General features: G+C 68.9%; 30 protein-coding genes. 16 read left to right on the top strand and 14 right to left on the bottom strand.

Features of this window, described 5'->3' with window-relative positions; genetic code table 11:
• Positions 1–22: 22 nt before the first annotated feature.
• Entirely contained in the window at positions 23–1,006 is a 984-nt protein-coding gene (locus AC07O4_RS24950) for a tripartite tricarboxylate transporter substrate binding protein (protein ID WP_495305941.1), read from the bottom strand.
• Between the two features lie 115 nt (positions 1,007–1,121).
• On the opposite strand from AC07O4_RS24950, the gene AC07O4_RS24955 reads away from it, so the two are divergent.
• Positions 1,122–1,949 carry a helix-turn-helix domain-containing protein gene (locus AC07O4_RS24955; RefSeq protein WP_495305942.1) on the top strand — a complete coding sequence of 276 codons (828 nt, stop codon included), beginning with the start codon at positions 1,122–1,124 and terminating at the stop codon, positions 1,947–1,949.
• Between the two features lie 10 nt (positions 1,950–1,959).
• On the opposite strand, the gene AC07O4_RS24960 is transcribed toward AC07O4_RS24955, so the two are convergent.
• Positions 1,960–2,616, bottom strand: coding sequence for a glutathione S-transferase (locus AC07O4_RS24960; protein WP_062476661.1), 657 nt, complete (start codon positions 2,614–2,616; stop codon positions 1,960–1,962).
• Between the two features lie 91 nt (positions 2,617–2,707).
• On the opposite strand from AC07O4_RS24960, the gene AC07O4_RS24965 reads away from it, so the two are divergent.
• Both AC07O4_RS24965 and AC07O4_RS24970 read left to right on the top strand, forming a co-directional pair.
• A complete protein-coding gene (locus AC07O4_RS24965; RefSeq protein WP_495305943.1) occupies positions 2,708–3,928 on the top strand; it encodes a polyhydroxyalkanoate depolymerase in 1,221 nt (406 codons plus the stop codon).
• A 406-nt stretch (positions 3,929–4,334) separates the two neighbouring features.
• Positions 4,335–5,033, top strand: coding sequence for an N-acetyltransferase (locus tag AC07O4_RS24970; RefSeq protein WP_495305944.1), 699 nt, complete (start codon positions 4,335–4,337; stop codon positions 5,031–5,033).
• Here the strand turns inward: AC07O4_RS24970 and AC07O4_RS24975 are convergent.
• Positions 5,030–5,932 carry a LysR family transcriptional regulator gene (locus tag AC07O4_RS24975; protein ID WP_495305945.1) on the bottom strand — a complete coding sequence of 301 codons (903 nt, stop codon included), beginning with the start codon at positions 5,930–5,932 and terminating at the stop codon, positions 5,030–5,032. The genes AC07O4_RS24970 and AC07O4_RS24975 overlap by 4 nt on opposite strands.
• Before the next feature lie 85 nt (positions 5,933–6,017).
• Between AC07O4_RS24975 and AC07O4_RS24980 the strand changes: the two genes are divergently transcribed.
• Entirely contained in the window at positions 6,018–7,130 is a 1,113-nt protein-coding gene (locus AC07O4_RS24980) for an adenosine deaminase family protein (protein ID WP_495305946.1), read from the top strand.
• A gap of 8 nt (positions 7,131–7,138) precedes the next feature.
• Positions 7,139–8,122, top strand: coding sequence for a Bug family tripartite tricarboxylate transporter substrate binding protein (locus tag AC07O4_RS24985; protein ID WP_492741438.1), 984 nt, complete (start codon positions 7,139–7,141; stop codon positions 8,120–8,122).
• A gap of 19 nt (positions 8,123–8,141) precedes the next feature.
• Here AC07O4_RS24985 and AC07O4_RS24990 read toward each other — a convergent pair whose 3' ends face one another.
• Complete coding sequence (locus AC07O4_RS24990) at positions 8,142–8,600, bottom strand: CBS domain-containing protein (RefSeq protein ID WP_062476634.1); 459 nt, start codon at positions 8,598–8,600, stop codon at positions 8,142–8,144.
• A 148-nt stretch (positions 8,601–8,748) separates the two neighbouring features.
• Here AC07O4_RS24990 and AC07O4_RS24995 point away from each other — a divergent pair, with 148 nt between their 5' ends.
• The gene (locus AC07O4_RS24995) at positions 8,749–10,059 is read left to right on the top strand and encodes an O-acetylhomoserine aminocarboxypropyltransferase (protein WP_495305947.1); all 1,311 of its coding nucleotides are present in this window, start codon (positions 8,749–8,751) and stop codon (positions 10,057–10,059) included.
• Position 10,060: 1 nt separating this feature from the next.
• Positions 10,061–10,867, top strand: a complete 807-nt coding sequence (locus tag AC07O4_RS25000) for an alpha/beta fold hydrolase (protein WP_495305948.1) — start codon at positions 10,061–10,063, stop codon at positions 10,865–10,867.
• Between the two features lie 25 nt (positions 10,868–10,892).
• Here AC07O4_RS25000 and AC07O4_RS25005 read toward each other — a convergent pair whose 3' ends face one another.
• Complete coding sequence (locus tag AC07O4_RS25005) at positions 10,893–11,558, bottom strand: NAD-dependent epimerase/dehydratase family protein (protein WP_495305949.1); 666 nt, start codon at positions 11,556–11,558, stop codon at positions 10,893–10,895.
• A gap of 21 nt (positions 11,559–11,579) precedes the next feature.
• Positions 11,580–11,963: a thioredoxin family protein gene (locus AC07O4_RS25010; RefSeq protein ID WP_139705773.1), complete on the bottom strand. Its 384-nt coding sequence runs from the start codon at positions 11,961–11,963 to the stop codon at positions 11,580–11,582.
• A 98-nt stretch (positions 11,964–12,061) separates the two neighbouring features.
• Here AC07O4_RS25010 and AC07O4_RS25015 point away from each other — a divergent pair, with 98 nt between their 5' ends.
• Entirely contained in the window at positions 12,062–12,412 is a 351-nt protein-coding gene (locus AC07O4_RS25015; RefSeq protein ID WP_095744532.1) for an Mpo1-like protein, read from the top strand.
• 22 nt (positions 12,413–12,434) lie between these two features.
• On the opposite strand, the gene AC07O4_RS25020 is transcribed toward AC07O4_RS25015, so the two are convergent.
• Positions 12,435–13,646, bottom strand: a complete 1,212-nt coding sequence (locus tag AC07O4_RS25020; RefSeq protein WP_495305950.1) for a YihY family inner membrane protein — start codon at positions 13,644–13,646, stop codon at positions 12,435–12,437.
• 120 nt (positions 13,647–13,766) lie between these two features.
• Here AC07O4_RS25020 and AC07O4_RS25025 point away from each other — a divergent pair, with 120 nt between their 5' ends.
• Both AC07O4_RS25025 and AC07O4_RS25030 read left to right on the top strand, forming a co-directional pair.
• A complete protein-coding gene (locus AC07O4_RS25025) occupies positions 13,767–14,126 on the top strand; it encodes a DUF2069 domain-containing protein (RefSeq protein WP_495305951.1) in 360 nt (119 codons plus the stop codon).
• Entirely contained in the window at positions 14,123–15,550 is a 1,428-nt protein-coding gene (locus AC07O4_RS25030; protein WP_495305952.1) for an FAD-binding oxidoreductase, read from the top strand. Before AC07O4_RS25025 ends, AC07O4_RS25030 begins: the two co-directional genes overlap by 4 nt.
• Here AC07O4_RS25030 and AC07O4_RS25035 read toward each other — a convergent pair.
• The 3 genes from AC07O4_RS25035 to nthA are packed head-to-tail and all read right to left on the bottom strand — an operon-like array spanning position 15,547 to position 17,221.
• Positions 15,547–15,924, bottom strand: a complete 378-nt coding sequence (locus AC07O4_RS25035; RefSeq protein WP_341889623.1) for a nitrile hydratase accessory protein — start codon at positions 15,922–15,924, stop codon at positions 15,547–15,549. The two genes, AC07O4_RS25030 and AC07O4_RS25035, sit on opposite strands and share 4 nt — an antisense overlap.
• Positions 15,921–16,586 (bottom strand): nitrile hydratase subunit beta, encoded by a 666-nt coding sequence (gene nthB, locus AC07O4_RS25040; protein WP_495305953.1) that lies wholly within the window; start codon positions 16,584–16,586, stop codon positions 15,921–15,923. Before nthB ends, AC07O4_RS25035 begins: the two co-directional genes overlap by 4 nt.
• Positions 16,583–17,221 (bottom strand): nitrile hydratase subunit alpha, encoded by a 639-nt coding sequence (gene nthA / locus AC07O4_RS25045; protein ID WP_495305954.1) that lies wholly within the window; start codon positions 17,219–17,221, stop codon positions 16,583–16,585. The genes nthB and nthA overlap by 4 nt, the downstream gene beginning before the upstream one ends.
• Before the next feature lie 36 nt (positions 17,222–17,257).
• On the opposite strand from nthA, the gene AC07O4_RS25050 reads away from it, so the two are divergent.
• From AC07O4_RS25050 to AC07O4_RS25060, 3 genes are read left to right on the top strand one after another with little or no spacing between them, the layout of a single operon-like run.
• A complete protein-coding gene (locus AC07O4_RS25050; protein WP_489057551.1) occupies positions 17,258–18,097 on the top strand; it encodes a thymidylate synthase in 840 nt (279 codons plus the stop codon).
• A gap of 5 nt (positions 18,098–18,102) precedes the next feature.
• Positions 18,103–18,621, top strand: coding sequence for a dihydrofolate reductase (locus tag AC07O4_RS25055; RefSeq protein ID WP_062476600.1), 519 nt, complete (start codon positions 18,103–18,105; stop codon positions 18,619–18,621).
• Entirely contained in the window at positions 18,618–19,745 is a 1,128-nt protein-coding gene (locus AC07O4_RS25060) for a phosphatidate phosphatase App1 family protein (protein ID WP_139705761.1), read from the top strand. Before AC07O4_RS25055 ends, AC07O4_RS25060 begins: the two co-directional genes overlap by 4 nt.
• 7 nt (positions 19,746–19,752) lie before the next feature.
• Here the strand turns inward: AC07O4_RS25060 and AC07O4_RS25065 are convergent, their stop codons facing one another.
• Positions 19,753–20,994, bottom strand: coding sequence for an NADH:flavin oxidoreductase/NADH oxidase family protein (locus tag AC07O4_RS25065; RefSeq protein ID WP_495305955.1), 1,242 nt, complete (start codon positions 20,992–20,994; stop codon positions 19,753–19,755).
• Positions 20,995–21,063: 69 nt separating this feature from the next.
• Here AC07O4_RS25065 and AC07O4_RS25070 point away from each other — a divergent pair, with 69 nt between their 5' ends.
• Together AC07O4_RS25070 and AC07O4_RS25075 are read left to right on the top strand one after the other, a co-directional pair.
• Positions 21,064–21,558 carry a MerR family transcriptional regulator gene (locus tag AC07O4_RS25070; RefSeq protein WP_492681270.1) on the top strand — a complete coding sequence of 165 codons (495 nt, stop codon included), beginning with the start codon at positions 21,064–21,066 and terminating at the stop codon, positions 21,556–21,558.
• A 55-nt stretch (positions 21,559–21,613) separates the two neighbouring features.
• Positions 21,614–21,853 carry a hypothetical protein gene (locus AC07O4_RS25075; protein ID WP_095951069.1) on the top strand — a complete coding sequence of 80 codons (240 nt, stop codon included), beginning with the start codon at positions 21,614–21,616 and terminating at the stop codon, positions 21,851–21,853.
• 26 nt (positions 21,854–21,879) lie between these two features.
• Here AC07O4_RS25075 and gdhA read toward each other — a convergent pair whose 3' ends face one another.
• Positions 21,880–23,223, bottom strand: coding sequence for an NADP-specific glutamate dehydrogenase (gdhA, locus tag AC07O4_RS25080; RefSeq protein ID WP_070059733.1), 1,344 nt, complete (start codon positions 23,221–23,223; stop codon positions 21,880–21,882).
• A 232-nt stretch (positions 23,224–23,455) separates the two neighbouring features.
• On the opposite strand from gdhA, the gene AC07O4_RS25085 reads away from it, so the two are divergent.
• Entirely contained in the window at positions 23,456–23,947 is a 492-nt protein-coding gene (locus AC07O4_RS25085; RefSeq protein ID WP_495305956.1) for a hypothetical protein, read from the top strand.
• 56 nt (positions 23,948–24,003) lie between these two features.
• Here the strand turns inward: AC07O4_RS25085 and AC07O4_RS25090 are convergent, their stop codons facing one another.
• Together AC07O4_RS25090 and AC07O4_RS25095 are read right to left on the bottom strand one after the other, a co-directional pair.
• Positions 24,004–25,023, bottom strand: a complete 1,020-nt coding sequence (locus AC07O4_RS25090) for a TRAP transporter substrate-binding protein (protein WP_062476580.1) — start codon at positions 25,021–25,023, stop codon at positions 24,004–24,006.
• 46 nt (positions 25,024–25,069) lie between these two features.
• Positions 25,070–25,852: an IclR family transcriptional regulator gene (locus AC07O4_RS25095; RefSeq protein WP_062476577.1), complete on the bottom strand. Its 783-nt coding sequence runs from the start codon at positions 25,850–25,852 to the stop codon at positions 25,070–25,072.
• Positions 25,853–26,173 lie beyond the last annotated feature (321 nt).

The following is a 26,173-nucleotide window of genomic DNA, read 5'->3' on the forward strand; positions in this document are numbered from 1 at the left end:
CCTTGTCTGAGGGTGTGTAGGGTCAGTCGGCGCGGATGCCGAACTCGCGCACCAGCCGGCCGAAGCGCTGGTCGTCGTCGGCGATCTGGCGGGCCAGCACGGCCGGCTCGCCGCCCACGGGCTCGATGCCCAGCGCGGCCATGCGGGCCTGCACGTCGGGCATCTTCAGGATCTCGTTGACGTGGCGGTTGAGCGTCTGCACGACCTCGGCCGGCATCGCCTTCGGGCCGAGCAGGCCCATCCAGGCGCTCACGTCCATGTCGCGGTAGCCCAGCTCCAGGAAGGTGGGCACGTTGGGCATGAGCTTCGTGCGCTGGCGCTCGGCCACGGCCAGCGGCACCAGCTTGCCGGCGGCAATGTGGCCCGCCACCGCGCCGGGCGTGATCCAGCCCACGCTCACGTGGCCGCCCAGCGTGTCGTTGACCACCGGCGCCACGCCGCGGTACGGCGCATGCGCAATGGCCACGCCGGCGTCCTTGTTGAAGAGCTCGCCCGCGATGTGCATCGGCGAGCCCGCGCCCGGCGTGCCGTAGGTGAAGGCCTTGCCGGCCTTGGCGCCGGCCACGAGCTGCGCCACGTTCTGGATGCCGCTCGTGGGCGCCGTGACCATCAGCACCGGGATGTTGCCGGTCTTGACGATGGGGGTGAAGTCTTTCACCACGTCGTGCGCCACGCCGGGGCCGGCCTTGAGCACGTGCTGCGCGATAGGGAAGGTGCTGGGCGTGAAGAGCAGCGTGTAGCCGTCGGCCGGCGCCTTCGCGACCCAGGCGTTGCCGATCATGCCGCTCGCGCCGGGGCGGTTGTCGACCAGCACCGGCTGGCCCAGGCGCTGCGCGAGCTTCTCGGCGTAGGTGCGCGCGATGGCGTCGGTGTCGCCGCCGGCCGGGTAGGCGACGACCAGCGTGACCGGCTTCGCGGGCCACGATTGCGCCAGCGCCGCTGTCGCGGCGCACAGCAAAAGAATGGCTCCTGCAGCGGCACGGACCATGTTTCGTTGGTGGAACATCTTGCGTTTTCCTTCTCGGTGAGACGACGTGGGGGTGTCGTCGGACTGTAGGAATGGCGCCGCGCGGCCAGAAGATATAGTTTCACTGAGTGAACCTTTTTTCTTCGGAGGCGGCATGTCGGACACCAGCGGCGCGCACAGCGTGAAGTCGATCGACGCCCTGCGCCGTGGGCTCGACGTGATGCTGGCCATCCAGCGTTCGTCGGCCGTCACGCTGCAGGAGCTGCACCGGCAGACCGGCCTGTCGAAGGCCACGCTGCTGCGCATCCTGAAGACGCTGCAGCAGGCCGGATGGGTGGAGCGCAACGAGTTGGAGAAGCGCTACGTGCCCACCTCGGCCACTGGCCAGTCAGGGGCTGCTGCAGCGTGGCGCACACGCCTCACGGCGTTGGCCGCATCGCCGCGCGCCACGCTGCAGCGGCTGGTGCCGTGGCCGATCGACCTGGGCGTGCGCGACGGCACGGCGATGCTCATCCTCGACACCGACCGGCCGCGCAACGGCCTCGCGGTGAACTACCGCGCGCTGGGCTTTCGTCCGCCGATGCTGTTGTCGTCGCTCGGGCGCTGCTACCTCGCGTTCTGCCCCGAGGATGAGCGACGAGAAATCCTCGCCGCGCTGGCGCGTTCACCGAACGACTTCGACCGCGGCGCGCGGCGCCCCGACAGCATCCGCCGCATGGTGGCGCACGCACGCGACCAGGGCTACGCCGCGCGCGACCCCACGTCCACCAGCCTCGATTCGCCCGACCGCTTCGGCGCCGTGTCGGTGCCGGTGCGGCTGGGCGAGCAGGTGGTGGGTTGCCTCAGCTGCGCGTGGCTGCCGGCGGTGAAGAGCGAGCGCGAGATCGTGTCGGCGCACCTGGGCGACCTGCAGCAGGCCGCGCAAAGCATCGAGCGCCGGCTGCGGCAGGACGGCCTCGGCCTGCCGCCCGCGAGCGCGTGAAGAAGCAGCCTCAGAACTCCGCGTCGAGCTCGTCGATCTCGTCGGGCTCCTGCAGCGCGGCGGCCACCCATTCCTTCATGGCGGGCAGCTCCATCACGCGCTTGCAGTACGCGGCGCACACGCTGTCCAGCGCCACGTCGTAGCTCAGGAAGCGCGTGACCACGGGCGCGTACATCGCGTCGGCCATGCCGGGCTGCTTGCCGAACAGGAAGGGCCCGCCGTAGGCCTTCAGGCACTCGCGCCAGATGGCGACGATGCGGTCGATGTCGCCTTGCGCGCGCGACCACACCTTGAAGTTCTTGAAGCGGGCCTTGATGTTCATCGGCAGCGCGCCGCGCATCGAGGCAAAGCCCGAGTGCATCTCGCCGCAGATGGCGCGGCAGTGCGCACGCGCCGCGGCGTCGGCGGGCAGCAGGCCGGCCTTGGGCTTGATCTCGTTCAGGTACTCGCCGATGGCCAGCGTGTCCCACACCTTGATGCCGCCGTGCTGCAGCGAAGGCACCAGCATCGACGACGACAGCAGCAGCATCTCGGCCTTCATGGCCGGGTCGTCGGGCGGGATGACCTTCTCGCTGAAGTCCAGCCCCGCGAGCCTGCACATCAGCCAGCCGCGCAGCGCCCAGGCGCCGTAGTTCTTGCTGCTGATCGTGAGAACGGGTTTGGCCATCGCGACACTCCTTGGACGATGCGTGCTGTGTGCAAGCGCCGTGCCACGAGTTGCCGTGCGTGTTGGCCCGCAACTTGCCTGCAGCCCGTGCATGCTGTACCGCGCTTACCAGAACCAGGCCGACCTGCTCTCGCCATGGCGGCTCACCGCGCAGTACCTGGGCCGCGCCCTCTGGCAGGACGGCACCGAGCGCACCGCGCTGCGGCGCATGGCCGCGCGCTGCGAGGTCTTCTCGCGCATGCGGCTCACCCACACGCGGCCGGCCTACGGCATCGACAGCGTGGTGGTCGACGGCACCGAGGTGCCCGTGCACGAAGAGGCCGCGCTGGTCTCGCCTTTCGGGACGCTGTTGCACTTTCGCAAGGCGCACACCGAAGCGGTGCACCCGCGCGTGCTGCTGGTCGCACCACTGTCGGGCCATTTCGCGACCTTGCTGCGCGAAACCGTGCGCACGCTGCTGCGCGACCACGACGTGTACCTGACCGACTGGCACAACGCACGCGACGTGCCGCTGTGGCAGGGCCGCTTCGGGCTGGACGACTACACGCTGCAACTGATGCGCTTCGTCGAGGCCGTGGGCCCGGGCGCGCACATGGTGGCCGTGTGCCAGCCCTGCGTGGCCGCGCTGGCCGCGACCGCACTCATGGCGGAAGACGACCACCCGGCCACGCCGCGCAGCCTCACGCTGATGGCGGGCCCGGTCGATTGCCGCATCAACCCGACCGGCGTGAATGTGCTCGCGACCAGCAAGCCCATCGACTGGTTCCGCCGCAACCTCATCAGCCATGTGCCGTGGCCGCATGCGGGCGCGATGCGGCGCGTGTACCCGGGCTTCCTGCAGCTCACGGCCTTCATGAGCATGAACCCCGAGCGCCACAAGAAGCAGTTCGAGGACATGGAACGCCTGCTGGTCGAGGGCGAACTCGACAAGGCCCGCACCATCGCCGACTTCTACGACGAGTACCTGGCGGTGAACGACCTGCCGGCCGAGTTCTACCTGGAGACCGTCGAGCGCGTGTTCCAGACCTACGACCTGCCGCGCGGCGTGCTCACCGTGGCCGGGCGCACGGTGAACCCCGCGGCGATCCGGCGCACCGCGCTGCTCACGGTGGAAGGCGAGCGCGACGACATCTGCGCGGTCGGACAGACCGTGGCCGCGCAAGACCTGTGCAGCGGCATCCGCCCGTACCTCAAGACGCACCACCTGCAGGCCGGCGTGGGGCACTACGGCGTGTTCAGCGGCAGCAAATGGAACACGCAGATCTACCCGCGCGTGCGCGAGACGATCCACGCGGCCGACGAACTGCACTGAGCGCAACCCGCGTTCAATCTGGCAGAGACCGCGGGGGCTTTGGTTGCCCGAACACCCCCGGCTTCCTACAATCGACCCTATGAACGTCATGGTTTTCATCCCCGGTTTCGATCGCGCGGCGGCCTCTGCGGCCCCGGGCGACGCGCGCGTGCGCGCACCCGCGGCGATGACGGCGAGGTCGCAGCAGACCCTCGCACATCCCTGAGCCCGGCGGTCAGCCTCCTTTTTTCTTCAGCGCACATCGACCGTCGGGCACCCGCCCCGCGCGGTCGCGCGTCCTGGCTCTGATCCGCCCGGGCGACGCACCACTTCCCCCAGCGTCCGACCTTCTTCCCGCCTCCGGCCCCGTGCCGTGCGGAAGGACCTCGCCCGCTTCGCCGTCGTGTTTCGTCGTGAGGATTTCCCCGTGGTGGCTCTTGCCTGCTCCCCTTCCGTTCCTTTTTCGCCTTCGCCTGCCCTGCCGCCCTGGCCCGCGTGGCTGTCGTTCGACGCGCTGCGCCGCCGCCTGCTGCGGCCGGCCGAGCTGCGCATCGACGTCGATCCGAAGAAGGGCCGCCCGAGCGAGCCGCTGACGCCCGTGTACGAGCGCATGCGCGCCATGGGCGAGCGCGTGCAGGACCTGCCCGCGCTGCGCCTGGACGACCCCGACCTGCGCGCGCGCTTTCGCGAGGCCGATGGCGAGACCTACGTGTACATCGAGGACGTGCGCCACCAGCGGCTGGTCGGCTACACCGTATTCAACCGCCTGATCGAACTCGACCGCCGCGCCGACCGCCACATCCGCGCGCCGCATTCGCAGTACGACCCCGCCTACCAGCGGCGCGGCCTGGCCACGGCCGTGTACCGCTGGGCGCTGGGCAGCGGCATGTGCCTGATGAGCGGCGCGCGCCAGTCGCCGGGCGCGCACGCGCTGTGGCTGCGCCTGGGGCGTGACTACACGACGGGCTTCGTCGATCTGCGCGAGAAGCGCTTGAGTTATCTCGGCGACGAGGTGGACGGCGACACGCTGTCACAGCTGCACACGCGCATGTTCATGCTCGGCGAAGGCTGGACGCTGGAGCGCTTCGGCAGCGAAACGCGCATGGCAATGTTCGAGACTGCCTAGGCCTGCGGCAACCGCTCACGCAAAAACCCGATGAGCTCCTGCGCCGCCACGTTGCGCATCGGCCCCGGCAGGTAGGCCAGCACCACGCGCCGCTCGATGCGCGGCGCCGACAGCGGCACCACGGCCAGCTCGGGGTCGCGCAGCGACGAGGTGTACAGCTGCGGCATCAGCCCCAGCGCCTGCCCGCTGCGCACCAGTGCGTAGAGCGTTTCGGAATAGCTCACGCGGTACGGCTGCGCGCCCTGCGCGAACTGCGCGCGCGCCGGGTCGCCCAGCGCCGGCATGCTGCCGCTTTCGAACAGCACGAGGCGCTCGCTGCCGATGGCCTCCCAGCGCGCCTCGCCGGCCACCGCCAGCGCATGGTCGCTGCGCACCACGAGCACCAGCGGGTCGCGGAACAGGTCGATGCATTCCAGGCCACCCGGCGGCTCGGTGATCGCGGCCACGGCCATGTCGAGCTGGCCGCTGCGCAGCTCGGCCAGCAGCACCGTGGAGGGCGCGTCGCGCCAGGCCAGCTCCATCTCGGCGCGCTGCTGCAGGAACCCGGCCGCCGCCGCCGCGACGCGCGCGCTGGCCGAGGGGATCACGCCCACGCGCACATAGGCCCGGCCGCGCTGCACCGTGCTTTCGATGTCGCGCAGCGCCACCTCGAAGGTGTGGACCAGGAAATTGGTGCGCGCCAGCACCTCGGCGCCGACGGGCGTGATTTCGAGCCGGTGGGTGGAGCGGGTCAGCAGCTCGGTGCCGAGCAGCTTTTCCATCTGCTTGATCGCGTTGCTCAGCGCGGGCTGCGTGATGGCGAGCCGGCGCGCCGCGCGGCCGAAGTGCCCTTCCTCGACCAGCACCGAGAAACACTGCAGCTGGCGCAGCGTGAGCGCACGCAGGGGCAAGGCGGCCATGGGCGTCCTGGTTATCGATTCAATGAATCAAATTATAGAAATTCAAAATTTTCCTTATGAGCACGCACTGCCTAGACTGCGCCGCATGACCCTTGCCGCGCCTGCGCCCGCCGCCGCTCCTTTCACGCTCGAAGCGATGCTGCGCGCGATTCCCAAGGTGGAGCTGCATTGCCACCTCTTCGGCACCGTGCGCCACGACACCTTCCGCCAGCTCAACCGGCGCGCCGGCGCGCCGCTGGCCGACGCGGAAATCGACGGCTTCTACACGCGCGGCGAAAAGCCCGTGGGCGTGCTGCGCGTGCTGCGCGCGCTCGACGCCCAGCTGGTGCGCAGCGCCGACGACCTGTACCAGCTCACGCTCGAATACCTGCAGGACGCGGCCTCGCACCAGGTGCGCTACGCCGAGTTCTTCTGGAACCCGACCGGCACGGTGCACGGCTCGGGCATTGCCTACCCGCTCGCGCAGGGCGCCATCGTCCGCGCGATCCACGATGCGCAGCAGGCGTTCGGCATCACCGGACGGCTCATCGCCGCCATCGACCGCGAGGCCAGCGCCGAAGCGGCCGTGGAGATGGTCGAGTGGGTCCGGGCCCACCGCTGCGACGAGGTGATCGGCATCGGCATCGACTACCGCGAGAACGACCGGCCGCCCGAGCTCTTCGCCCGCGCGTATGCCGATGCGAAGAAGGCCGGCCTGAAGACCACCGCGCACGCCGGCGAGTTCGGCATGCCCTGGACCAATGTGCGCACCGCGCTCGAGCTGCTGCAGGTCGACCGCATCGACCACGGCTACACGGTGGTCGACCAGCCCGACTTCGCGCGCCAGTGCGCCGAGCGCGGCGTGATCTTCACCGTGGTGCCGACCAACTCCTACTACCTGCGCACGCTGCCGCCCGAGCGCTGGGCGCTGGACCACCCGATCCGCCGCATGCCCGGCCTGGGCCTGCGCATCCATCCGAACACCGACGACCCGACGCTGCACCAGGTCACGCCCACGGGCGCCTGGCTGATGATGGTGCGCGACTTCGGCTTCGGCCTGGACGACCTGCGCGGCTTCATGCACAACGGCCTGGACGGCGCCTGGATCGACGACACGCAGCGCCGCCAGTGGCGCGCCGAATGGAGCGTCGACTTCGACGCGCTGCGCGCCCGCCTGCCCTGCGAGCCCACGCCTTCCGCCACTCCCTTCCCCGGATGAACCCCGCCATGACCACGAACCGCCGCCTGATCCTCGCCGCCGCAGCGCTTTGCGCCGCCCTGCCCACGGGCGCCCTCGCCCAGCAGGCCTGGCCCGCCGCCAAGCCCCTCACGCTGATCGTGCCCTACACGGCCGGCGGCAGCGTGGACGTCAACGCCCGTCTCGTGGCGCAGCGCCTGGGCGAGCGACTCAAGCAGTCGGTGGTCATCGAGAACGTGAGCGGCGCGGGCGGCGCCATCGGCGTGGCCAAGGCCGTGAGCGCGGCGCCCGACGGCTACACGCTGGTGGTCGGCCCCGACAGCGCCATCGCCATCGGCCGGCTGGTCAACCCCTCGGCCTTCCGCTTCGATCCGCTGAAAGACCTGGCGCCCGTCGGCCTGCTCAACACCGCGCCGATGGTGCTGGTGGCGCGCCCCGGCCTCGATGTGCGCAGCTACGCCGACTTCGTGAAGCTCGCCAAGGCCCAGCCGGGCCACTACAACTACGCCACCTCGGGCGTGGGCACCGTGCTGCAGCTGGCGATGGAACTGCTCAAGGAGCGCAGCGGCATCTTCGTGACCCACGTGCCCTACCGCGGCGGTGCGCAGATCGCCACCGACGTCATCGGCGACCAGGTCGACCTCGCGATGCTGGTGAGCACCAGCGCCATCCCGCACGTGAACGGCAAGCGCCTGAAGGCCCTGGGCATCACCGGCAGCCAGCGCCTGCCGGCGCTCGCGCAGGTGCCCACCTTCAACGAGATGCCCGGCCTCAAGGGCTACGACATGGTGAGCTGGACCGGCATCTTCGCGCCCGCGAAGACGCCGCCGGCCGTGGTGGCGCGGCTCAACCAGGAACTGAATGCGGTGCTGCAGGAGGAAGGCGTGCGCGCCAAGCTGGCGGAGCAAGGCGCATTGCCGGGCAGCGGAACGCCGGAGGCGTTCGGGAAGTTCGTGCAGTCGGAGTACGCACGCAACAAGAAGATCGTAGAGACCGCCAACATCAAAGAGTAGGCGGTCCGGCCGGCCGGGCTCAGCCGGCCTTTTCGTTGCTCTCGTCTTCCGGCCAGTCGCGGATGTAGGCCTTGAGCATCTTGTTCTCGAAGTTCTGCGCGTCGACCACGGCCTTGGCCACGTCGTAGAAGCTGATCACGCCCATGAGCATGCGCTTGTCCATCACGGGCATGTAGCGCGCGTGGCGCTCCAGCATGATGCGGCGGATTTCGTCGAGGTCGGTTTCGAGCGTGCAGGTGACCGGTGCGTCGTCCATGGCCTTGCGCACCAGCGTGGTCCCGACCTGGCCGCCGTTGTTGACGACCGCCACGATCACTTCACGGAAGGTGAGCATGCCGACCAGGTCGCCGTGCTCCATGACCACCAGCGAACCGATGTCCTTGTCCGCCATGGTCTTGGCGGCTTCCGCCAGCGGGTCGTCCGGCGTGGTGGTGAAGAGCGTGTTGCCCTTGACGCGAAGAATGTCGCTGACTTTCATGGTGGTGCTCCTCTCGGGGATTCGTCGTTCTCGGCGTCGTGCCGATTTGAATATAGCCCACAATCGACGCCGACCCGAACGCCCCTGTCGCCTGTGCAAGCATTGCCGGCATCACGGGGCATTGCGAAGAGACAACAGAAAGGCCTTCATGCCCGGTTATTCCGACCCCGGTTTCGACACCCTCGCGCTGCACGCCGGCGCCGCCCCCGACCCCACCACCGGTGCGCGAGCCGTTCCCATCCACCTGACGACCTCCTTCGTCTTCGAATCCAGCGACCACGCGGCCGCGCTGTTCAACCTGGAACGCGCCGGCCACGTCTACTCGCGCATCAGCAACCCGACCAACGCGGTGCTGGAGCAGCGCGTGTCGGCGCTCGAAGGCGGCATCGGCGCCATCGCCACGGCCAGCGGCCAGGCGGCGCTGCACCTGTCGGTGGCCACCCTGATGGGCGCGGGCTCGCACATCGTGGCCAGCACGGCGCTGTACGGCGGCTCGCAGAACCTGCTGCACTACACGATGCGCCGCTTCGGCATCGAGACCACCTTCGTGAAGCCCGGCGACCTCGACGCCTGGCGCGCGGCGGTGCGCCCCGAGACCAAGCTCTTCTTCGGCGAGACCGTGGGCAACCCGGGCCTCGATGTGCTCGACATTCCCGCCGTGAGCGACATCGCCCACGAAGCCGGCGTGCCGCTGCTGGTCGACTCCACGCTCACCTCGCCCTACCTCATCAAGCCCTTCGATTGGGGCGCCGACCTGGTCTACCACTCGGCCACAAAGTTCCTGTCGGGCCACGGCACCGTCATCGGCGGCGTGGTGGTCGACGGCGGCAGCTTCGACTGGGAGAAGTCGGGCAAGTTCGCCGAGCTCACGCAGGCCTACGACGGCTTCCACAACATGGTGTTCAGCGAGGAAAGCACCGTGGGCGCGTTCCTGCTGCGCGCGCGCCGCGAAGGCCTGCGCGACTTCGGCGCCTCGATGAGCCCGCACACGGCGTGGCTCATCCTGCAGGGCATCGAGACGCTGCCGCTGCGCATGGAGCGCCACATCGACAACACGCAGAAGGTGGTCGAGTTCCTGGCCAACCATCCGTTCGTGTCCCGTGTGGGACATCCGCTGATCGAGTCGCACCCGAGCCATGCGCTCGCGCAGAAGCTGCTGCGCCACGGCGCGCGCGGTGCCGGCGCGGTGTTCAGTTTCGACATCAAGGGCAGCCGCGCGCAGGGCAAGGCCTTCATCGAGGCGCTCAAGCTGTTCAGCCACCTGGCCAACGTGGGCGACTGCCGCAGCCTGGTGATCCACCCGGCCAGCACCACGCACTTCCGCATGACCGACGAGGCACTGGCGGGCGCGGGCATCTCGCAGGGCACGATCCGCCTGTCGATCGGCCTGGAAGACCCGGCCGACCTGATCGACGACCTCAAGCGCGCGCTGAAGGCCGCGGAAAAGGCGGGTGCCTGAGATGAACTACACCGTCAACGGCCACGACACCTACTGCTACACCGCCGGCAAGCCCTTCGATGCGGCCAAGCCCACGGTGGTGTTCATCCACGGCGTGCTCAACGACCACAGCGTGTGGATTTTGCAAAGCCGCTGGTTCGCCAACCACGGCTGGAACGTGCTGGCGGTCGACCTGCCGGGCCACTGCAAGAGCGCCGGCGCACCGCCGGCCAGCGTGGAAGAGGCCGCGCAGTTCGTCATCGCGCTGCTCGACGCGGCGGGCGTGCAGAAGGCCGCGCTGGTCGGCCACAGCTTCGGCTCTCTGATCGCGCTCGAAACCGCGGCGCGTGCGCCGGAGCGCATCACGCAACTCGCGATGGTCGGCACGGCCTACCCGATGGTGGTGTCGCCCGCGTTGCTCGAAAGCTCGGTGAGCGATCCGCAGCGCGCCATCGCCATGGTCAACACCTTCTCGCACTCGCTGCTGGCACCGCCGCCCTCCTCGCTCGGCCCGGGCACCTGGCTGTACGGCAGCTCGCGCGCGCTGATGCGCCGCGTGCTCGCGAGCAACCGCGAGGCCAACGTGTTCCACATCGGCTTCAAGGCCTGCAACGACTATGCCAACGGCGAGGCTGCGATGGAGAAGGTGCAGTGCCCCGTGCTGTTCCTGCTCGGCGACGCCGACCAGATGACGCCGCCGCGTGCCACCAAGGCGCTGGTGAGCAAGGCGCGCAATCCCAAGGTGGTGACGGTGCACGCCGGCCACGCGCTGATGAGCGAGGCGCCGGATGAGGTGCTGTTCGCGCTGCGCGACTTCGTCGCAGGCTGAAAAGCTGCGACGAACGCTGGGCGGCCTAGCTGCCCAGCGCGTTGATGTCCGCCGGATCGAGCAGCACCTTGCGTGCGCCCCGGCGCGCCACCGTGAGCATCGCGCGGCCCACCTTCTCCGTGGTGGTCACGCGGTCGGGCCACCAGCGGTGGGCCAGCCCGAGCACGGGCTTGAGCACCACGATCGCGGCGTCGTACAGCGGCGTCTTCGAGCGCACGCCGTGCAGCGGCTGGATCATGCCGGGCCGGAACATGTAGGACGCGCGAAACGGCAGGCGCATCAGCGCGTTCTCGGTCGCGCCCTTCACGCGCGCCCACATGCGTTCGCCGCGCTCGCTGCTGTCGGTGCCCGCGCCCGTCACGTAAGTGAAGGTCATGCCCGGGTTGAGCCGCGCCAGCACGGTGGCGGCGGCCATCGTCAGGTCGTAGGTGATGCGCTTGTACTCGGGCTCCTTCATGCCGACCGACGACACGCCCAGGCAGAAGAAGCAGGCATCGAAGCCCGTCAGCTGCGGCTCGATGGCGCGGTAGTCGAACATGTCGGTGTGGACCAGGTCCTGCAGCTTGGGATGCTGCTGCCCGGTGGCGCTGCGTCCCACGGCCACCACGCGTTCCACGTCGGGCGCCAGCAGGCACTCGCGCAACACGCCCTGCCCCACCATGCCGGTGGCGCCAAAGATCAGGATGTTCATGGGAGGGAAGCTCCGAAGCGGTCAGACCGCGAAGGCCGCGGGCTTTTTCTCGAGCACGGCCAGCAGCAGGTCGACGTCGAGGCTGGAAGGCTGCGGCGGCTGCAGCGCGCCGAGCAGGCGCGATAGCGTTTCGATGTGCGGCAGCAGCGGACCGAGAAAGCGCGTGCCGTCGGCGCCCGCCACCAGCAGGGTCGGGAAGGTCTCGACGTCGAAGGCGTCGGCGATCTCGGCGTGGTCCTCGATGTCGACCCAGGCGAAGCGGAACTGCGGGTGCGCCTTTGCCAGCTCGACCAGCAGCGGCCGGTAGTCGCGGCAGGTGCCGCACCATTCGGCGCACAGGCAGACGACCCACAACGCGTTGGCATCGGCGGAAGAATCGACGGGGACGACGGGAACAGCGCTCAAGGTGGATACGGCGAAGGTGGGATGGCGAACCCGGGTGGTGCGGCCGCGGGGTCGTGGCTATTATCAACAAAGCCCCTGCGGGGCGCAGGAGACCCACGATGAACACCTCCACCCCTGCCGCACCGGACGCGCCGGCCCCGGTCGATCCGCGCCGCTTCACGAGCTTTGCCGAGTTCTATCCCTTCTATCTGACCGAGCACGCCAACGTCACCTGCCGGCGGCTGCATTTCGCGGGCTCGACGATCTCGCTGCTGTGCCTCGTGGCCCTGGTGGTCACGCTCAATCCGTGGTGGCTGCTGGCCGGGCTGGTGGCGGGCTACGGCTTCGCCTGGGTCGGGCACTTCGGCTTCGAGAAGAACAAGCCCGCCTCGTTCAAGCGCCCGCTGTACTCCTTCATGGGCGACTGGACGATGTACCGGGACATCTGGGCCGGCCGCGTCAAGATCTGACGGCCCGAACGCCAGGACGCTCCTAGATCAATAGCACGTCGCCCAGCCGCAGCGTGCGCAGCGGGCCCTTCTGCCACAGGTCTTCGAGTGGTTCCGCGCGCGGCATCAGCAGCTCGCGCAGCAGCGGCTCGATGGGTGTCGACGGGTCGGCCAGCAGCACGTAGCGCGGGTCCTGGTTGGCGGGCTCCTCGGCCAGCGGCGCGATCCAGTCGAGCCGCACCAGCGCCTCGAGCACCGGCGCCAATTGCAGCCCGTCGACGCGCATGCGCGTCAGCAGCTCGCTCGCGCCCATGCCCTTGGCCGGCGTGGCCTGCGCGCGCGCCAGGTGCTGCAGCACCTCCATCGCGAGCTGCATCGGCCAGCCCGCCGCGCCGCCCCGGCGCGCCACGCCCGTCAGCAGGCTCGGCAGGTAGGCCGCGATGACGGCGCCCAGCAGCACGATCACCCAGGCCACGTAGATCCACACCAGCAGGATCGGGAAGGTGGCGAAGGCGCCGTACAGCACCGAGTAGGTCGGCACCAGGCTCAGGTAGTAGCCCAGCACGCGCTTGGCGATCTCGATGGCCGCCGCCACGAAGAGGCCGCCGGCCCAGGCGTGCGACCAGCGCACCGTGGTGTTCGGCACGTAGTGGTACAGCCCGGCCATGCCGGCCGCGAGCAGCAGGAATTCCAGGGTGTCGAAGGCCAGCTTGACGATGCCGCCGCCCACCACGTCGCGCGAAGCGGCGAACACGTACGAGGTGGTCGACAGGCTCACCGCGAGGATCAGCGGCCCCAGCGTGATGGTGGCCCAGTAGATCAGCACCCGCTGCGCGAGCGGCCGCGGCGTGCGCACGCGCCAGATGTTGTTGAGCGTCTTGTCGATCGTGAGGATCAGCGCGATGGCGGTGATCAACAGCACCACCAGGCCCGCGATGCCGAGGCCGCTGGCCTTGCTCGCGAACTGGTTCAGGTAGCCCAGCACCTGGCGCGCGATGTTGTCGGGAATCAGGCTCTCGATCAGCCAGCGCTGCAGGCGGCCCTGCATGGTGGCGAACATCGGAAACACGGTGAAGAGGGCGAGCGCCACCGTGAAGAACGGCACCATGGCGATGGTGGTGGTGAAGGTCAGGCTGCTGGCCGTGAGGCCGAGGCGGTCTTCGCGGAAACGCTCGCCCAATACCGCTGCGGTGTTGCGCCAAGGAAAGCGCGAAAGATCCCTCCAAAGCTGCCGACGATTCATGCCCGGTATCATGCCATCCGCTCTTTCCAGAGGCGCTCCACACCCCGGTGCGCCCCCTCTTCCTCTTTCGCCGCCACTGTGTCCGACACCCCACTCCCGCCCTCTTCCGTCCGCGCCACCCGATGGGCCGCCGTGGGCAGCCTCGTCGGCCTGATCGTGCTGGGCCTGGCCTGGGAGCTGTGGCTGGCGCCGCTGCGCCCGGGCGGCTCGCTGCTGGCGCTGAAGGTGCTGCCGCTGGTCATTCCGCTCGCGGGGCTCTACAAGAACCGCATGTACACCTACCGCTGGGTCAGCCTGATGATCTGGCTCTACTTCACCGAGGGCGTGGTGCGCGCCTGGAGCGACACCAACGGCGTGGGGCAGGTCCTCGCGCTCGTCGAGGTGCTGCTGTGCCTCGTGCTCTTCGCGGCCTGCGCGTGGCATGTGCGCCTTCGCCTGCGCCACGCCAAGGCCGCTGCCGCTGCCCGTCCCCTGGAGGCTTCCGCCCAATGACCACCTCTTCTTCCCTCATCGACCAACTGCGCGCCATCGTCGGCGCCACGCACGTGCTGACCGAGGGCGACCTCGCGGCCTACGAGCAGGACTGGCGCAAGCGCGCGCGCGGCAAGTCGCTCGCCGTGGTGCGCCCGGCCAATGCGCAGCAGGTGGCCGACGTGGTCAAGGCCTGCGCCGCGGCCGGCACGGCCGTCATTCCGCAGGGCGGCAACACCGGCCTGGCGGTCGGCTCCATTCCCGACGACAGCGGCACGCAGGTGGTGCTGAGCCTGCAGCGACTGAACGCCATCCGCAGCATCGACGCCGCCAACCTCACGATGACCGTCGAGGCCGGCTGCATCCTGCAGACCCTGCAGGAGACGGCCGAGAAAGCCGGCTACCTGTTCCCGCTGAGCCTGGCGGCCGAGGGCAGCTGCACCATCGGCGGCAACCTCGCGACCAACGCGGGCGGCACGCAGGTGGTGCGCTACGGCAACACGCGCGACCTGTGCCTGGGCCTGGAAGTGGTCACGCCGCAGGGCGAGATCTGGGAAGGCACGAGCGGCCTGCGCAAGGACAACACGGGCTACGACCTGCGCGACCTGATCGTCGGCAGCGAAGGCACGCTGGGCGTCATCACCGCCGCCACCATGAAGCTGTACCCGCTGCCCGCCGCGCAGCTCACGGCCTGGGCGGCCGTGCCTTCGCTCGACCACGCGGTCACGCTGCTGGGCCTGGCGCACAAGCACCTGGGCTCGGGCCTCACGGGCTTCGAGGTGATGGGCAAGTTCGCGCTGAGCCTGGTCGACAAGCACATGCCGCAGCTGCGCGTGCCCTTCATCAATGACGAGGCCGTGCCGTATTGCGTGCTGCTCGAGAACTCCGACAGCGAGTCCGAGGACCACGCCCGCGCGCGCTTCGAGGCGCTGCTCGAAACCGCCTTCGAAGACGGCTGCGTGACCGACGCGGTGGTGGCCGAGAACCTCACGCAGGCGCACCAGCTCTGGCACATCCGCGAGAGCATTCCGCTCGCGCAGGCCGAAGAGGGGCTGAACATCAAGCACGACATCTCGATCCCGGTGTCGCGCATTCCCGCCTTCGTGGAAGCTACCGACGCACTGCTGAAACGCGAGATCGCCGGCGTGCGGCTGGTGAACTTCGGCCACCTGGGCGACGGCAACCTGCACTATAACGTGCAGGCGCCCGAGAACATCGACACCAAGGCGTTTTTGAAGAACGAGGAAGAGCGCATCAACACGCTGGTCTACGACGCGGTCGAGCAGTTCGGCGGCTCGTTCTCGGCCGAGCATGGCGTGGGCTCGCTCAAGGTCGACAAGCTCGAGAAGCACAAGTCGCCGGTGGCGCTGGAGATGATGCGGGCGATCAAGCGCGGGCTCGATCCGAAGAACATCCTGAACCCTGGCCGCGTGATCCGCGTCTAGCCCGGAAAGTCTTCGCCGCGCAGCTCGATCGGCTGCCCGTGCGGCGTGCGCTCCGCCGCATGGTCCCAAGCGTGGCGGTAGCGGGCCAGCTCGTCGCCGGAACTCGCGCCCTTGCGGGCCACGAGGCCTTCGAGCGCAGCGAGCCAGTGGCGGTAGTAGGTGTCGCCCGTGTCCGGGTCGCCCGCGGCCTGCGCGGCCGTGATCTGGGTGGCCAGCGCCTCGGCCCATTCGACCCAGCTGAACAGCCCGCGCTCGTGCAGCGCGAGCGTCATCGCAAAGGCCTGCGCCTCCCACGGTTCCCTGAACACCGGCCCGTCGGCGTCGCGCGGCATGCCCGGGGCGAGTGCGAGCGGCGGCATGTCGTTCGCCTTCATGCCGCGGGCTCCAGGTAGCTTTCCCACGCATCGACCGACACGGCCAGGTTCTGGCGCGGCGCGGCGTCGCCCCACAGCTCGGCCTCTTCGAAGACCACGGTGTAGAGCCATTGCGGCTGCTCGCCCAGGCCCTGCGCATTCGCATCGGCGAACACGTGCGCGCCGTGGATGTGTTCGATGGTGCCGCGCTTGCCCTGCACGTAGCCCGGCAGGCGCGTGTGGTGGTCGACGCGGCCGAGGTGCATGCGCACGACCTGGCCAACCGCAAAGCGCGCGGGCGCCGGCGCGGGGCGTTCGGTGCCCGAGCCCTTGGCGAGCACGGCGGGCACGTTCGCGGCCTGCAGCACGCGGGCGACCGGCGCGGCCGGATGGTGCATCTGCCCGGATTCGATCTCGTCCGCGAAGACCTGGCCGCGTTGCAGCATCAGCTGCTCCAGCGCGCCGAGCCAGATCTGGTAGTAGCTCAGGTCGCGGTAGTCGGGCAGCGTCTCGCGCGCGGCGCGGCTGGTGTCGATGTTCCAGGAGCCGGTGGCGCCCATGGCCAGCGTGAGCGCCAGCGCGCGCGGCTCCCAGGCGCCGTGGAACAGCTCGCCTTCGGGCTCGGGCGTGACGGGGCCGAAGCCGGGTTGTCCGCCGAGGTCGGCGTGGGTCGTGTAGGTCATGCAGCACTCCTTGCCGAGGGCGCCTCGACCACGCGCGTGCCGATCATCGAATCGCGCGAGACCAGCGCGGCGAGTTCGTCTTCGCTCCAGCCCTCGGTGCCCGCCGGGCGCCGCGGGATCACGAGGTAGCGCACCTCGGCGGTCGAGTCCCAGACGCGGATGCGCGTGGTCTCGGGCAAGGTGGTGCCGAAGTCGGCCAGCACGCCGCGCGGGTCTTTCACGGCGCGCGAACGGTACGGCGCGCTCTTGTACCAGGTGGGCGGCAGGCCGAGCACGGGCCAGGGGTAGCAGCTGCACAGGGTGCAGACGACCATGTGGTGCTGGTCGTCGGTGTTGGCCACCGCGACCATGTGCTCGCCTTGTCGGCCTGTGTAGCCCAGCGAGGCGATGGCCGCCGTGGCGTCGGCCATCAGCCATTCATGGAACGTCTGGTCGACCCAGGCCCGCGCCACCACCCGTGCGCCGTTGCGCGGGCCGATGCGGGTCTGGTAGGTGTCGATCAGCGCGTCGAGCGCGGCGGGGTCGATGTAGCCTTTTTGCGTGAGCACGCTTTCGAGGGCGCGCACGCGCAGGTCCATCTCGCCGAGTTCGCTGTGGTCGTGGGAATGGTCGTGGGAGTGGTCATGGCCGGTCATCGGCCGATGCTAGCGCCGCCCCGTAAAATTCCCAACATGACCCTCCCTGCCCGCCCCGTCCGCTCCCAGTACGAAGATTTCATGCGCCACGTCGACACGCACGGCGTGTTCAAGAGCGACCGCACGGGCACGGGCACCAAGAGCGTGTTCGGCCACCAGATGCGCTTCGACCTGAACGAGGGCTTTCCGCTGGTGACCACGAAGAAGGTGCACCTCAAGTCCATCATCCAGGAACTGCTGTGGTTCCTGACCGGCTCCAGCAACAACAACTGGCTCAAGGAACGCGGCGTCACCATCTGGGACGAATGGGCGCGCGAAGACGGCGACCTGGGCCCCGTGTACGGCGTGCAGTGGCGCAGCTGGCCCACGCCCGACGGCGGCCACATCGACCAGATTTCCGACGTCATCAAGACGCTGAAGACCAACCCCGACTCGCGCCGCATCATCGTGAGCGCCTGGAACGTGGCCGAGCTCTCGAAGATGGCGCTCATGCCCTGCCACGCCTTCTTCCAGTTCTACGTGGCACCGCCGCAAGCCGAGGGCGAGCGCGGCAAGCTCAGCTGCCAGCTCTACCAGCGCAGCGCCGACATCTTCCTGGGCGTGCCCTTCAACATCGCCAGCTACGCGCTGCTCACGCACATGGTCGCGCAGCAGTGCGACCTCGACGTGGGCGACTTCATCTGGACCGGCGGCGACTGCCACATCTACAGCAACCACGCCGAGCAGGTGAAGCTGCAGCTCAGCCGCACGCCCTTCCCCTACCCCACGCTGCACATCAAGCGCAAGCCCGATTCGATCTTCGACTACCAGTACGAAGACTTCGAAGTGCTGGACTACAAGCACGGCGATCCGATCAAGGCGCCGGTGGCGGTGTGAGTGCCATGAGTGCCACCACGCCCCGCATCAACCTGATCTTCGCGCGCGCCGCCAACGGCGTGATCGGCGTGAACAACACCATTCCCTGGCACCTGCCCGAGGACATGGCGCACTTCAAGCAGCAGACCGCGGGCGCGCCCGTGGTGATGGGCCGCAAGACCTGGGATTCGCTGCCGCCGCGCTTTCGCCCGCTGCCGGGCCGCCGGAACATCGTGGTCACCAGGCAAGCCGATTGGCAGGCCGAAGGCGCGCAAGCGGTCGGCAGCCTGCCCGATGCGCTGTCGCTGTGCACGCCGTCGGACGCACCCGAAGTCTGGGTGATCGGCGGCGCACAGATCTACGCCGAAGCCGAGCCGCTGGCCCAACGCGCGGTGGTCACCGAGATCGCTCGCGACTACGAAGGCGACGCGCACGCCCCCGTGCTCGACGCCGCCGTGTGGCGCGAGACGCAGCGCGAGTCGCACGTCTCGGCCAAGGACGGCCTGCCCTTCAGCTTCGTGACCTACGAACGCATCGCGGCATGACAATCAAGCACCGCGCGCCCGGTACCTCGCCACAACTGTCGCGTCGCACCGTGCTGGCCGGTGCCGCCCTGCTCGCCGGCCTCGCGCCGCTGCAGGCCCTGCAGGCCGCCGGGCCGCTGGAGTCGGACGAAGAGGCGCTGTTCATGCCCGGCACCGCGCGCCCCACGGCCGACGGCCGGCTCGAGGTCGACGTGCATGCCTGGGTGTTCGAGCGCGAGCACCGCTGGGGCCTGGACGCCGCGCTCGCGCGCTACCTCGGCATGAACCTGAAGAAGCTCACGCCGGCCGCGCGGCTGCGCTTCAGCCAGCGCACCGCGCTGTTCCATGCCGAGTCGGAAGAAGACAAGGTGATCGACGTCGTCTTCGACGGCTCGGCCACGCGCCTCACGATGCCGCCCACGGGCGCCGACGGCCGCAGCAACCTGCGCGCGGTCGTCGAGGCCTCGCACATCCCGGCGTCGCAGGAGTGGCTGCCCTTCCATGGCGTGACCGGCCCGGGCGAGCTGCTGCCGCGCTTTCGCGGCCGTGCGCAGATTGTGCCGGCGCAGGGCGTGTCGGTCATCTCGGACATCGACGACACCATCAAGCGCACGCAGGTGCGCGACCGGCGCGAGATGCTGCTGAACACCTTCGCGCGCCGCTTCGAGGCCGCGCCGGGCATGGCGGCGCACTACCGCGCGCTGGCGCAGGCGCCCGGCACGCGCTTTCACTACCTCTCGGGCAGCCCGATCCAGCTGTACCCCGCGCTCACCGACTTCATTCGCGACGCCGACTTCCCCGCCGGCAGCATGCACCTGCGCGAGAGCACGACGTGGCGCACGCTGATCCCCAGCGCCGAGGATTCGCGCGCACACAAGCTCGGCGTGATCGAGCGGCTGCTGGCCGAATTTCCGCAGCGCCGCTTCCTGCTCGTGGGCGATTCGGGCGAGGCCGATCCCGAGATCTATGCGCAGGTGTTCCGTGCGCATCCGCAGCGCATCGACGGCATCGTGATCCGCGACGTGACCGACGAGAACCGGCTGTCCGACCGCTACCGCGCCACCTTCGAAGGCATCGCGCCCGTGGTCTGGCACCTGCTGCGGCCCGACACCACCGCCTGGCCCATTCAACCGGCCAATCGATAGCGGCGGCTCACGCCGTGCGCGCCCCCAGCCAGCGCCGGTAGCGCTTCGTCAGCCGCTTCGTGCGCAGCTGATCGAGCACCAAGGTCAGGAAGGGCGAATGCACAGGCGCGCTGTTGCGGCCCGTACGCAGCGTGCGCAGGCGGCGCTTCACCAGCGCCATGCGCGCCAGCGCGGCCATGACCTGGTCCTTCCAGTCGACCTGCGGGCTCTGCGCCGCCGCGTCTTCGCCCGCGCGCCAGCGTGCGGGCAGGTCGGGCGCCACGGCCAATGCGGTGGCCATGCCCACCACGGCGACGCCTTCTCCCAGCACCCGTTCGGCGACGGCGCGGCGCACGATGCCGCCCGTGGTCATGACCGGCATGCGCGCCTCGGCGGCCAGCTCCCGGGCGAACTCCAGGAAGTAGGCCTCGCGCGCCAGCGTGCGGCCGTCGGCGGTGCGGCCCTGCATCGCCGGGCTCTCGTAGCTGCCGCCCGACAGTTCGACCAGGTCCACGGCCTCGTCGTTGAGCCAGCGGATGACCTGCTTCGCATCGTTCTCCGAGAAACCGCCGCGCTGGAAGTCGGCGGAGTTGAGCTTGACGGCCACGGCGAAGCCAGGCGCCACGCGGGCCCGCACGGCACGCACCACGTCGAGCAAGAAGCGCGCGCGGTTCTCCAGGCTGCCGCCCCAGGCATCGGTGCGCTGGTTGGTCAGCGGCGACAAGAACTGCGAGAGCAGGTAGCCGTGCGCCGCATGCACCTGCACGCCGGTGAAGCCCGCGCGCTCGGCGGCCTGCGCCGTGGCAGCGAAGCGGTCGACGGTCTCGGCGATCTCCGCCTCGCTCATGGCCCGGGGCTGCACGAAAAGCTTGCTGTGCTTGCCCAGATCGAGCGCCACCGACGACGGCGCCCAGGCCGTGCCGCCCATGTTGCTCTGCACCTGCCGGCCCGGATGGTTGATCTGCATCCACACCTGCGCGCCGCCGCTGCGCGCGGCCACGGCCCATTCAGTGAAGCGCTCGAGCGGCGTATCGGCTTCGAGCACGACACCGCCCGGGCCGGTGAGCGCGCGGCCGTCGATCATCACGTTGCCCGTGAGGATCAGGCCCGCCCCGCCCTGCGCCCAGACGCGGTACAGGTCGTGCAGCGCCGCGCCCGGCAACTGCCCGGCGTCGGCCATGTTTTCCTCCATGGCGGCCTTGGCCAGGCGGTTGGGCAGGACGCTCCCGTTGGGCAGGGTCAGCGGCAGGAAAAGCGGCGAGGAGTTCACGATGAGGACCGGGTGGTGAAGTGGAAAAACCCGATGCTAAGATTCAAGCCAACTTGAAGGTCAAGCGATATGAAAATCGGTGAACTGGCAGACAAGACCGGCATGGCGCCCTCGGCCATCCGCTTCTACGAACAAAGCGGCCTGCTGCCCGCGCCCGAGCGCGGCGCCAATGGGTACCGCGTCTACACCGAGGCCGCGCTCAAGCGACTGCAGCTGATCCAGATCGCGCAGAACCTCGGCTTCTCGCTGGACAGCCTGCGCAGCGCCTTCGCAGGCTGCGAGGTCTTCTCGGGGGACGACCTGCTCGAACGGCTCGACGGCCGCGTGCGCGAAATCGACCAGCTCATGGCCGGCCTGCGCGCGCAGCGGCGCGACCTGACCGACCTGCGCACCACCTTGCGCCAGACCTGGGCCGATGGCGAATGCATGGACCCCGCCACGCTGGCCGAAAGCATGGCTACGACCAGAAACAAAGTGGCACGTCCCTCGCGCCCGCAGAAAGAACTGGAAACTTCGGTACACGCCTCGAAAGGCATGCGCGGCGCAGGGTTTAGACAGCGCTAATTGTTTGTGCGCACAATGTCCGAACCGCCCTCCCCTCAACACAAGGAGACGACCCATGTCCATGGAATTTCTTCGGACCCTCGCCGAGCAGAAATTGCCATACGTCCTCCACACGCCCGCAGACATCGACAGGCTGCGCGTGCTGCGTGCCGCCGACCTCGTGACTGCCTTCATTCCGCCGTCGGAGCACGCGCCCGACGAGCGCGCGATCCATCAGCTGGCCCAGGTGGAATCGATCACCGCGAAGGGCCGCCTGGCCCTGAACAAGGCGACCTCTTCGTTCATCGAACTCTGAGGTGCGCCCGCACGCTCAGGCAACGCTCAGACCACGCCCTGCGCCAGCATCGCATCGGCCACGCGCACGAAGCCGGCGATGTTCGCGCCATCCACGTAGCTCACGCTGCCGTCGGCGCGCGAACCGTAGTGCAGGCACGACTCGTGGATGCCCTGCATGATCTGCAGCAGGCGCGCATCGACCTCGTCGCGCGTCCATGACAGCCGAGCCGCGTTCTGGCTCATCTCCAGGCCCGACGTGGCCACGCCGCCCGCGTTGCTGGCCTTGCCCGGCGCGTACAGCACGCCGTGGCCTTCGAGCACCTTCACGGCCTCGATGGTCGAGGGCATGTTGGCGCCTTCGGCCACGCACACCACGCCGTTCTTCACCAGCGTGCGCGCGTCTTCCTCGTTGAGCTCGTTCTGCGTGGCGCTGGGCAGTGCCACGTCGACCGGCACGTGCCACGGCGTGGCGCCGGCCACGAAGCGGGTGCCGGTGCGCTCGGCGTAGTCGCTCACGCGGCCGTAGAGGTGGTTCTTCACGTCCATCAGCACGGCCAGCTTCTCGGGCGTGAAGCCTTCCTCGTCGACCACGGTGCCGCTCGAGTCGGACACCGTGACCACCTTGGCGCCCAGCGCCATGGCCTTCTCGATGGTGTACTGCGCCACGTTGCCCGCGCCCGAGACGCTCACGCGCAGGCCGTCGAAGCTGCGGCCCTTGCGCTTGAGCATTTCCTGCGCGAAGTAGACGTTGCCGTAGCCTGTGGCTTCAGGACGGATGAGCGAGCCGCCGAAGCTCAGGCCCTTGCCGGTGAACACGCAGTCGGCGCGGTTGGTGAGCTTCTTGACCATGCCGGCCATGAAGCCGACCTCGCGGCCGCCCACGCCCACGTCGCCGGCCGGCACGTCGGTGTCGGAGCCCACGTGGCGGAACAGCTCGGTCACCAGGGCCTGGCAGAAGCGCATCACCTCGCCCTGGCTCTTGCCCTTGGGATCAAAGTCGGCGCCGCCCTTGCCGCCGCCCATGGGCAGCGTGGTCAGCGCGTTCTTGAAGGTCTGCTCGAAGGCCAGGAATTTGAGGATCGACAGGTTCACCGAGGGGTGGAAGCGCATGCCACCCTTGTAGGGGCCGATGGCCAGGCTGTGCTGGATGCGGAAACCGCGGTTGACCTGCACCTCGCCGTGGTCGTCCACCCAGGACACGCGGAACATGATCACGCGCTCGGGCTCCACCAGCCGCTCCAGCAGGCTGTGGCTCGTGTACTTGGGGTGCTTCTCGATGTAGGGCCACAGGCTCTCCATCACTTCGGTCACGGCCTGCAGGTACTCGGGCTGTCCGGGGTTGCGTTGTGCGACGTGTGCGAGGAACCCCCCGACGGATGCGTGCTTCATTCCAATCAATCCTCTGTTTTCCAAAACGGTGCATAACCTTATGCGAATCCTGCATTTTGCCGGATCAGAGAACCAGATTGAGGCGCAAAGCCCTAACAAGGTGCGTTGTTTGGGGCGAGTGGCGTGGAGAGGCCCCAACTTGGAACATCGCCGGAGCGCACCGGCGCCCGGAAAAAGCGGTCAGAATCCCGCCCCGCGCGCCCTCCCGCACGGCCCGTCTCGGAATTCAAAGATGCAGATCAGCTACCGCTTCCAGTTCTCGCAGGCGCATGTGCTCACCGGCTTCCTGCGCAACCTGCAGCAGGTCTGGTGGGTCCGGTTCAAGTGGCCGTTGGCGCTGCTGTTCGCCCTGGCCCTGGCCGTGTGCGTCTTCGAAGGGTTGCCCGTCCTGGCGGGCGTTTTCGCGGTCGGCATCGCGCTGCTGCTGAGCGCGCCGGCCATCGCCCGACTGGCCCTCCATCGCTTCAGGCAGAGCCCCTTCTACAACGACGAGATCGACTTCTCGCTGTCGGAGAGCGGCTCCCATGCGCGGGGCCGCCACAGCGAGGTGCGCCACGGCTGGGAGGCCTACACCAAGGCCCGCCGCTTCAAGGACGGCCTGCTGCTGTGCCACGGCCCGGACGCCTTCCACTGGTTGCCCGATGCGGCCGCGGCCGATCCGGCGGCCGTTGCAGCGGCGCAGCGGCTCGCACGCGCGCGCATCCGGGACTACCGCGAGCTCTGACCGGGAACCGGGGACGATGAAGGCAAGGCGCCCCGGATCAAGGGCGCGCTCGCCTGCTACTTGCGCGCCTTCTCGATCTCCGCCATCAGTTCCTTGACGGTGGCCTCGCCGACCGAGGCCGTGTACTTGTCGATCACCGGCTTCACCTTGGCGCGCAGCTTCGCCATCTCTTCGGGCGGCAGTTCGGAGACCGTCATGCCAGCCTTCTTGAGCGCATCGAGCGCGCTGTCGGCGGCGCCGCGCGAGGCCTGGCGCTGGAACGTGGTCGCCTCCGCGGCGGCCTCGTTGACGATCTTCTTTTCGTCGGCGCTCATGCCGTCCCAGGTCTTGCGGCTGATCAGCAGCGCCTGCGGGTTGTAGATGTGGCGGGTCTGGGTGATGTACTTCTGCACTTCCGCGAATTTGGACGACAGGATGGTCGTGTTCGGGTTCTCCTGGCCGTCGACCGCCTTCTGGTCGAGCGCGGGATACAGCTCGGGGAACGGCAGCGGCGTGGCGTTGGCGCCCAGTGCGCTGAACATGTCGATGTAGATCGGCGACTGGATCACGCGAATCTTCAACCCCGCGATGTCGTCGGCCTTGACGATCGGACGCTTGCTGTTCGTCAGGTTGCGAAAGCCCAGGTCCCAGTAGCCCAGGCCGTGCAGCGCCTTGTCCTCCAGCTTGGCCATCAGCTTCTGGCCGAAGGGGCCGTCGGTGACGACGTCGGCTTCCTTGCCGCTGTTGAAGAGGAACGGGAAGTCGTAGGCCGCGAACTCCTTCACCTGCGCCGACAGGATGCCGGCGTTGAGCACGGTCATCTCCACGGTGCCGCCCTGCAGCGCCGACACCGTCTGCAGGTCGCCGCCCAGCGTGCCGCCGGGGAACAGCTTCACGGTGATCTTGCCGCCCGACTTCGCGGCCACGAGGTCGGCGAACTTCTGCGCGCCCTGCGCCTGCGGATGGCCGGCCTGGTTCTGGAACGCGAACTTGATGGTGCGCTCCTTGAGCTGTGCGAACGCACCAGGGGCGGCGAACGCGAGGGCCGCCGCCATGGCGGCCAGCAGCAGGGTGCGCTTCGAATGCTTCGTCTTCATGGTGATGTCTCCTTCTCTTTGTTGGGGATGGTGCAAACGGCTGGGCCTACGCCCTCTTCTTGAACAACGCCGAGGCCCCGCTGGCGCGCGCCACCTCTTCGGCGGCCTGGCACAGCGCCGGTCCCAGCGCCTCCATGCGCTGCGGCGTGAGCCGCACCGACGGGCCCGCGATGGTGACGACCCCGATCGCCGTGCCATCGGCGCCGAACACGGGCGCGGCCATGGCGGTCATCGCGGGGGCGAACACCTCGTTGATCATGCTGAAGCCGCGCTGGCGCGCCGCCTTCACGAAAGCCATCACGGCCTTGAGCGACGTGGGGGCCTTGGGGCCGTAGTCCTCGGGCTTGCCCAGCCCCTTCTTGGCGACGAGCGCCATCGCGTCGTCCTCGCCCATGGTGGACAGCCACGCGTGCCCGGCGGCGCTGCACGAGAGCGCCACCGACAGGCCCATGTCGGGGTCGTAGCGAAGGCCGTGCGTGGCGCCCTGCGCCTTGGCAACGAAGGTCAGGTCTTCGCCGTCGACCACCGCCAGGCGCACGAGCTCGCCCGAGGTCGAAGCCAGCTGGTCGAGCAGCGGCTGCGCGATGTCGACGATGCCCGAGCGGCTGAGGAACGACAGGCTGATCGAGACCAGCTTGATGGTCAGCACGTAGTGGCCGTCGCGTGCCTCCTGCCGCACGTAGCCGCAGCGGATGAGCTCCGCGAGCAATCGGTGCGATGCACTCAATGGAATCTGCAATTCGCTGGCCAACGCCGACAGCGCGCACCCCTCGGGATGCTCCGCCAGATGTTCCAGCACCTTGAAGCTGCGTTCCAGTATTCCGCTCATTTCGTCCTCCAGATGTCGTCTCGTCAACGCGGGCGATGCGGCCCGCCACTCAGGGTCCGCCAGCGTAGCAGAACTCGGGGAAGGGATTTCCATTATGGAAATTCTTTCCAACAAAAATACGATCGCCTCCGTCCGGCATTTTTTCCTTCCCCCTTTCTTCCTTCCTGCCTGAGGACCCTTCGTGAAACTTCTTCGTATGCTTGCCGTGGCCGGCCTGTGCGCCGGCCTCACCGCCCCGTCGTGGGCGCAGCAGGAGCGCGTGATCCGCTTCGGCCACCTGAACAACGCCGACCACCCCGTGAGCTTCGGCGTCAAGCGCTT

The organism is Variovorax sp. GW821-FHT09D04, from assembly GCF_059416405.1.

What these genes read in the sequence shown, in the direction of transcription:
- AC07O4_RS24960 (WP_062476661.1), bottom strand. Translation starts at nt 2,616, where the DNA reads ATGGCCAAACCCGTTCTCACGATCAGCAGCAAGAACTACGGCGCCTGG.
- AC07O4_RS24990 (WP_062476634.1), bottom strand. Translation starts at nt 8,600, where the DNA reads ATGAAAGTCAGCGACATTCTTCGCGTCAAGGGCAACACGCTCTTCACC.
- AC07O4_RS25005 (WP_495305949.1), bottom strand. Translation starts at nt 11,558, where the DNA reads ATGAACATCCTGATCTTTGGCGCCACCGGCATGGTGGGGCAGGGCGTG.
- AC07O4_RS25060 (WP_139705761.1), top strand. Translation starts at nt 18,618, where the DNA reads ATGACAATCAAGCACCGCGCGCCCGGTACCTCGCCACAACTGTCGCGT.
- AC07O4_RS25085 (WP_495305956.1), top strand. Translation starts at nt 23,456, where the DNA reads ATGCAGATCAGCTACCGCTTCCAGTTCTCGCAGGCGCATGTGCTCACC.
- AC07O4_RS24955 (WP_495305942.1), top strand. Translation starts at nt 1,122, where the DNA reads ATGTCGGACACCAGCGGCGCGCACAGCGTGAAGTCGATCGACGCCCTG.
- nthA (WP_495305954.1), bottom strand. Translation starts at nt 17,221, where the DNA reads ATGACCGGCCATGACCACTCCCACGACCATTCCCACGACCACAGCGAA.
- AC07O4_RS25075 (WP_095951069.1), top strand. Translation starts at nt 21,614, where the DNA reads ATGTCCATGGAATTTCTTCGGACCCTCGCCGAGCAGAAATTGCCATAC.
- AC07O4_RS25055 (WP_062476600.1), top strand. Translation starts at nt 18,103, where the DNA reads ATGAGTGCCACCACGCCCCGCATCAACCTGATCTTCGCGCGCGCCGCC.
- AC07O4_RS25020 (WP_495305950.1), bottom strand. Translation starts at nt 13,646, where the DNA reads ATGATACCGGGCATGAATCGTCGGCAGCTTTGGAGGGATCTTTCGCGC.
- AC07O4_RS25095 (WP_062476577.1), bottom strand. Translation starts at nt 25,852, where the DNA reads ATGAGCGGAATACTGGAACGCAGCTTCAAGGTGCTGGAACATCTGGCG.
- AC07O4_RS24995 (WP_495305947.1), top strand. Translation starts at nt 8,749, where the DNA reads ATGCCCGGTTATTCCGACCCCGGTTTCGACACCCTCGCGCTGCACGCC.
- AC07O4_RS25035 (WP_341889623.1), bottom strand. Translation starts at nt 15,924, where the DNA reads ATGAAGGCGAACGACATGCCGCCGCTCGCACTCGCCCCGGGCATGCCG.
- AC07O4_RS25030 (WP_495305952.1), top strand. Translation starts at nt 14,123, where the DNA reads ATGACCACCTCTTCTTCCCTCATCGACCAACTGCGCGCCATCGTCGGC.
- nthB (WP_495305953.1), bottom strand. Translation starts at nt 16,586, where the DNA reads ATGACCTACACGACCCACGCCGACCTCGGCGGACAACCCGGCTTCGGC.
- AC07O4_RS25090 (WP_062476580.1), bottom strand. Translation starts at nt 25,023, where the DNA reads ATGAAGACGAAGCATTCGAAGCGCACCCTGCTGCTGGCCGCCATGGCG.
- AC07O4_RS24975 (WP_495305945.1), bottom strand. Translation starts at nt 5,932, where the DNA reads ATGGCCGCCTTGCCCCTGCGTGCGCTCACGCTGCGCCAGCTGCAGTGT.
- AC07O4_RS25000 (WP_495305948.1), top strand. Translation starts at nt 10,061, where the DNA reads ATGAACTACACCGTCAACGGCCACGACACCTACTGCTACACCGCCGGC.
- gdhA (WP_070059733.1), bottom strand. Translation starts at nt 23,223, where the DNA reads ATGAAGCACGCATCCGTCGGGGGGTTCCTCGCACACGTCGCACAACGC.
- AC07O4_RS24985 (WP_492741438.1), top strand. Translation starts at nt 7,139, where the DNA reads ATGACCACGAACCGCCGCCTGATCCTCGCCGCCGCAGCGCTTTGCGCC.
- AC07O4_RS24965 (WP_495305943.1), top strand. Translation starts at nt 2,708, where the DNA reads ATGCTGTACCGCGCTTACCAGAACCAGGCCGACCTGCTCTCGCCATGG.
- AC07O4_RS25070 (WP_492681270.1), top strand. Translation starts at nt 21,064, where the DNA reads ATGAAAATCGGTGAACTGGCAGACAAGACCGGCATGGCGCCCTCGGCC.
- AC07O4_RS24950 (WP_495305941.1), bottom strand. Translation starts at nt 1,006, where the DNA reads ATGTTCCACCAACGAAACATGGTCCGTGCCGCTGCAGGAGCCATTCTT.
- AC07O4_RS25015 (WP_095744532.1), top strand. Translation starts at nt 12,062, where the DNA reads ATGAACACCTCCACCCCTGCCGCACCGGACGCGCCGGCCCCGGTCGAT.
- AC07O4_RS24980 (WP_495305946.1), top strand. Translation starts at nt 6,018, where the DNA reads ATGACCCTTGCCGCGCCTGCGCCCGCCGCCGCTCCTTTCACGCTCGAA.
- AC07O4_RS25050 (WP_489057551.1), top strand. Translation starts at nt 17,258, where the DNA reads ATGACCCTCCCTGCCCGCCCCGTCCGCTCCCAGTACGAAGATTTCATG.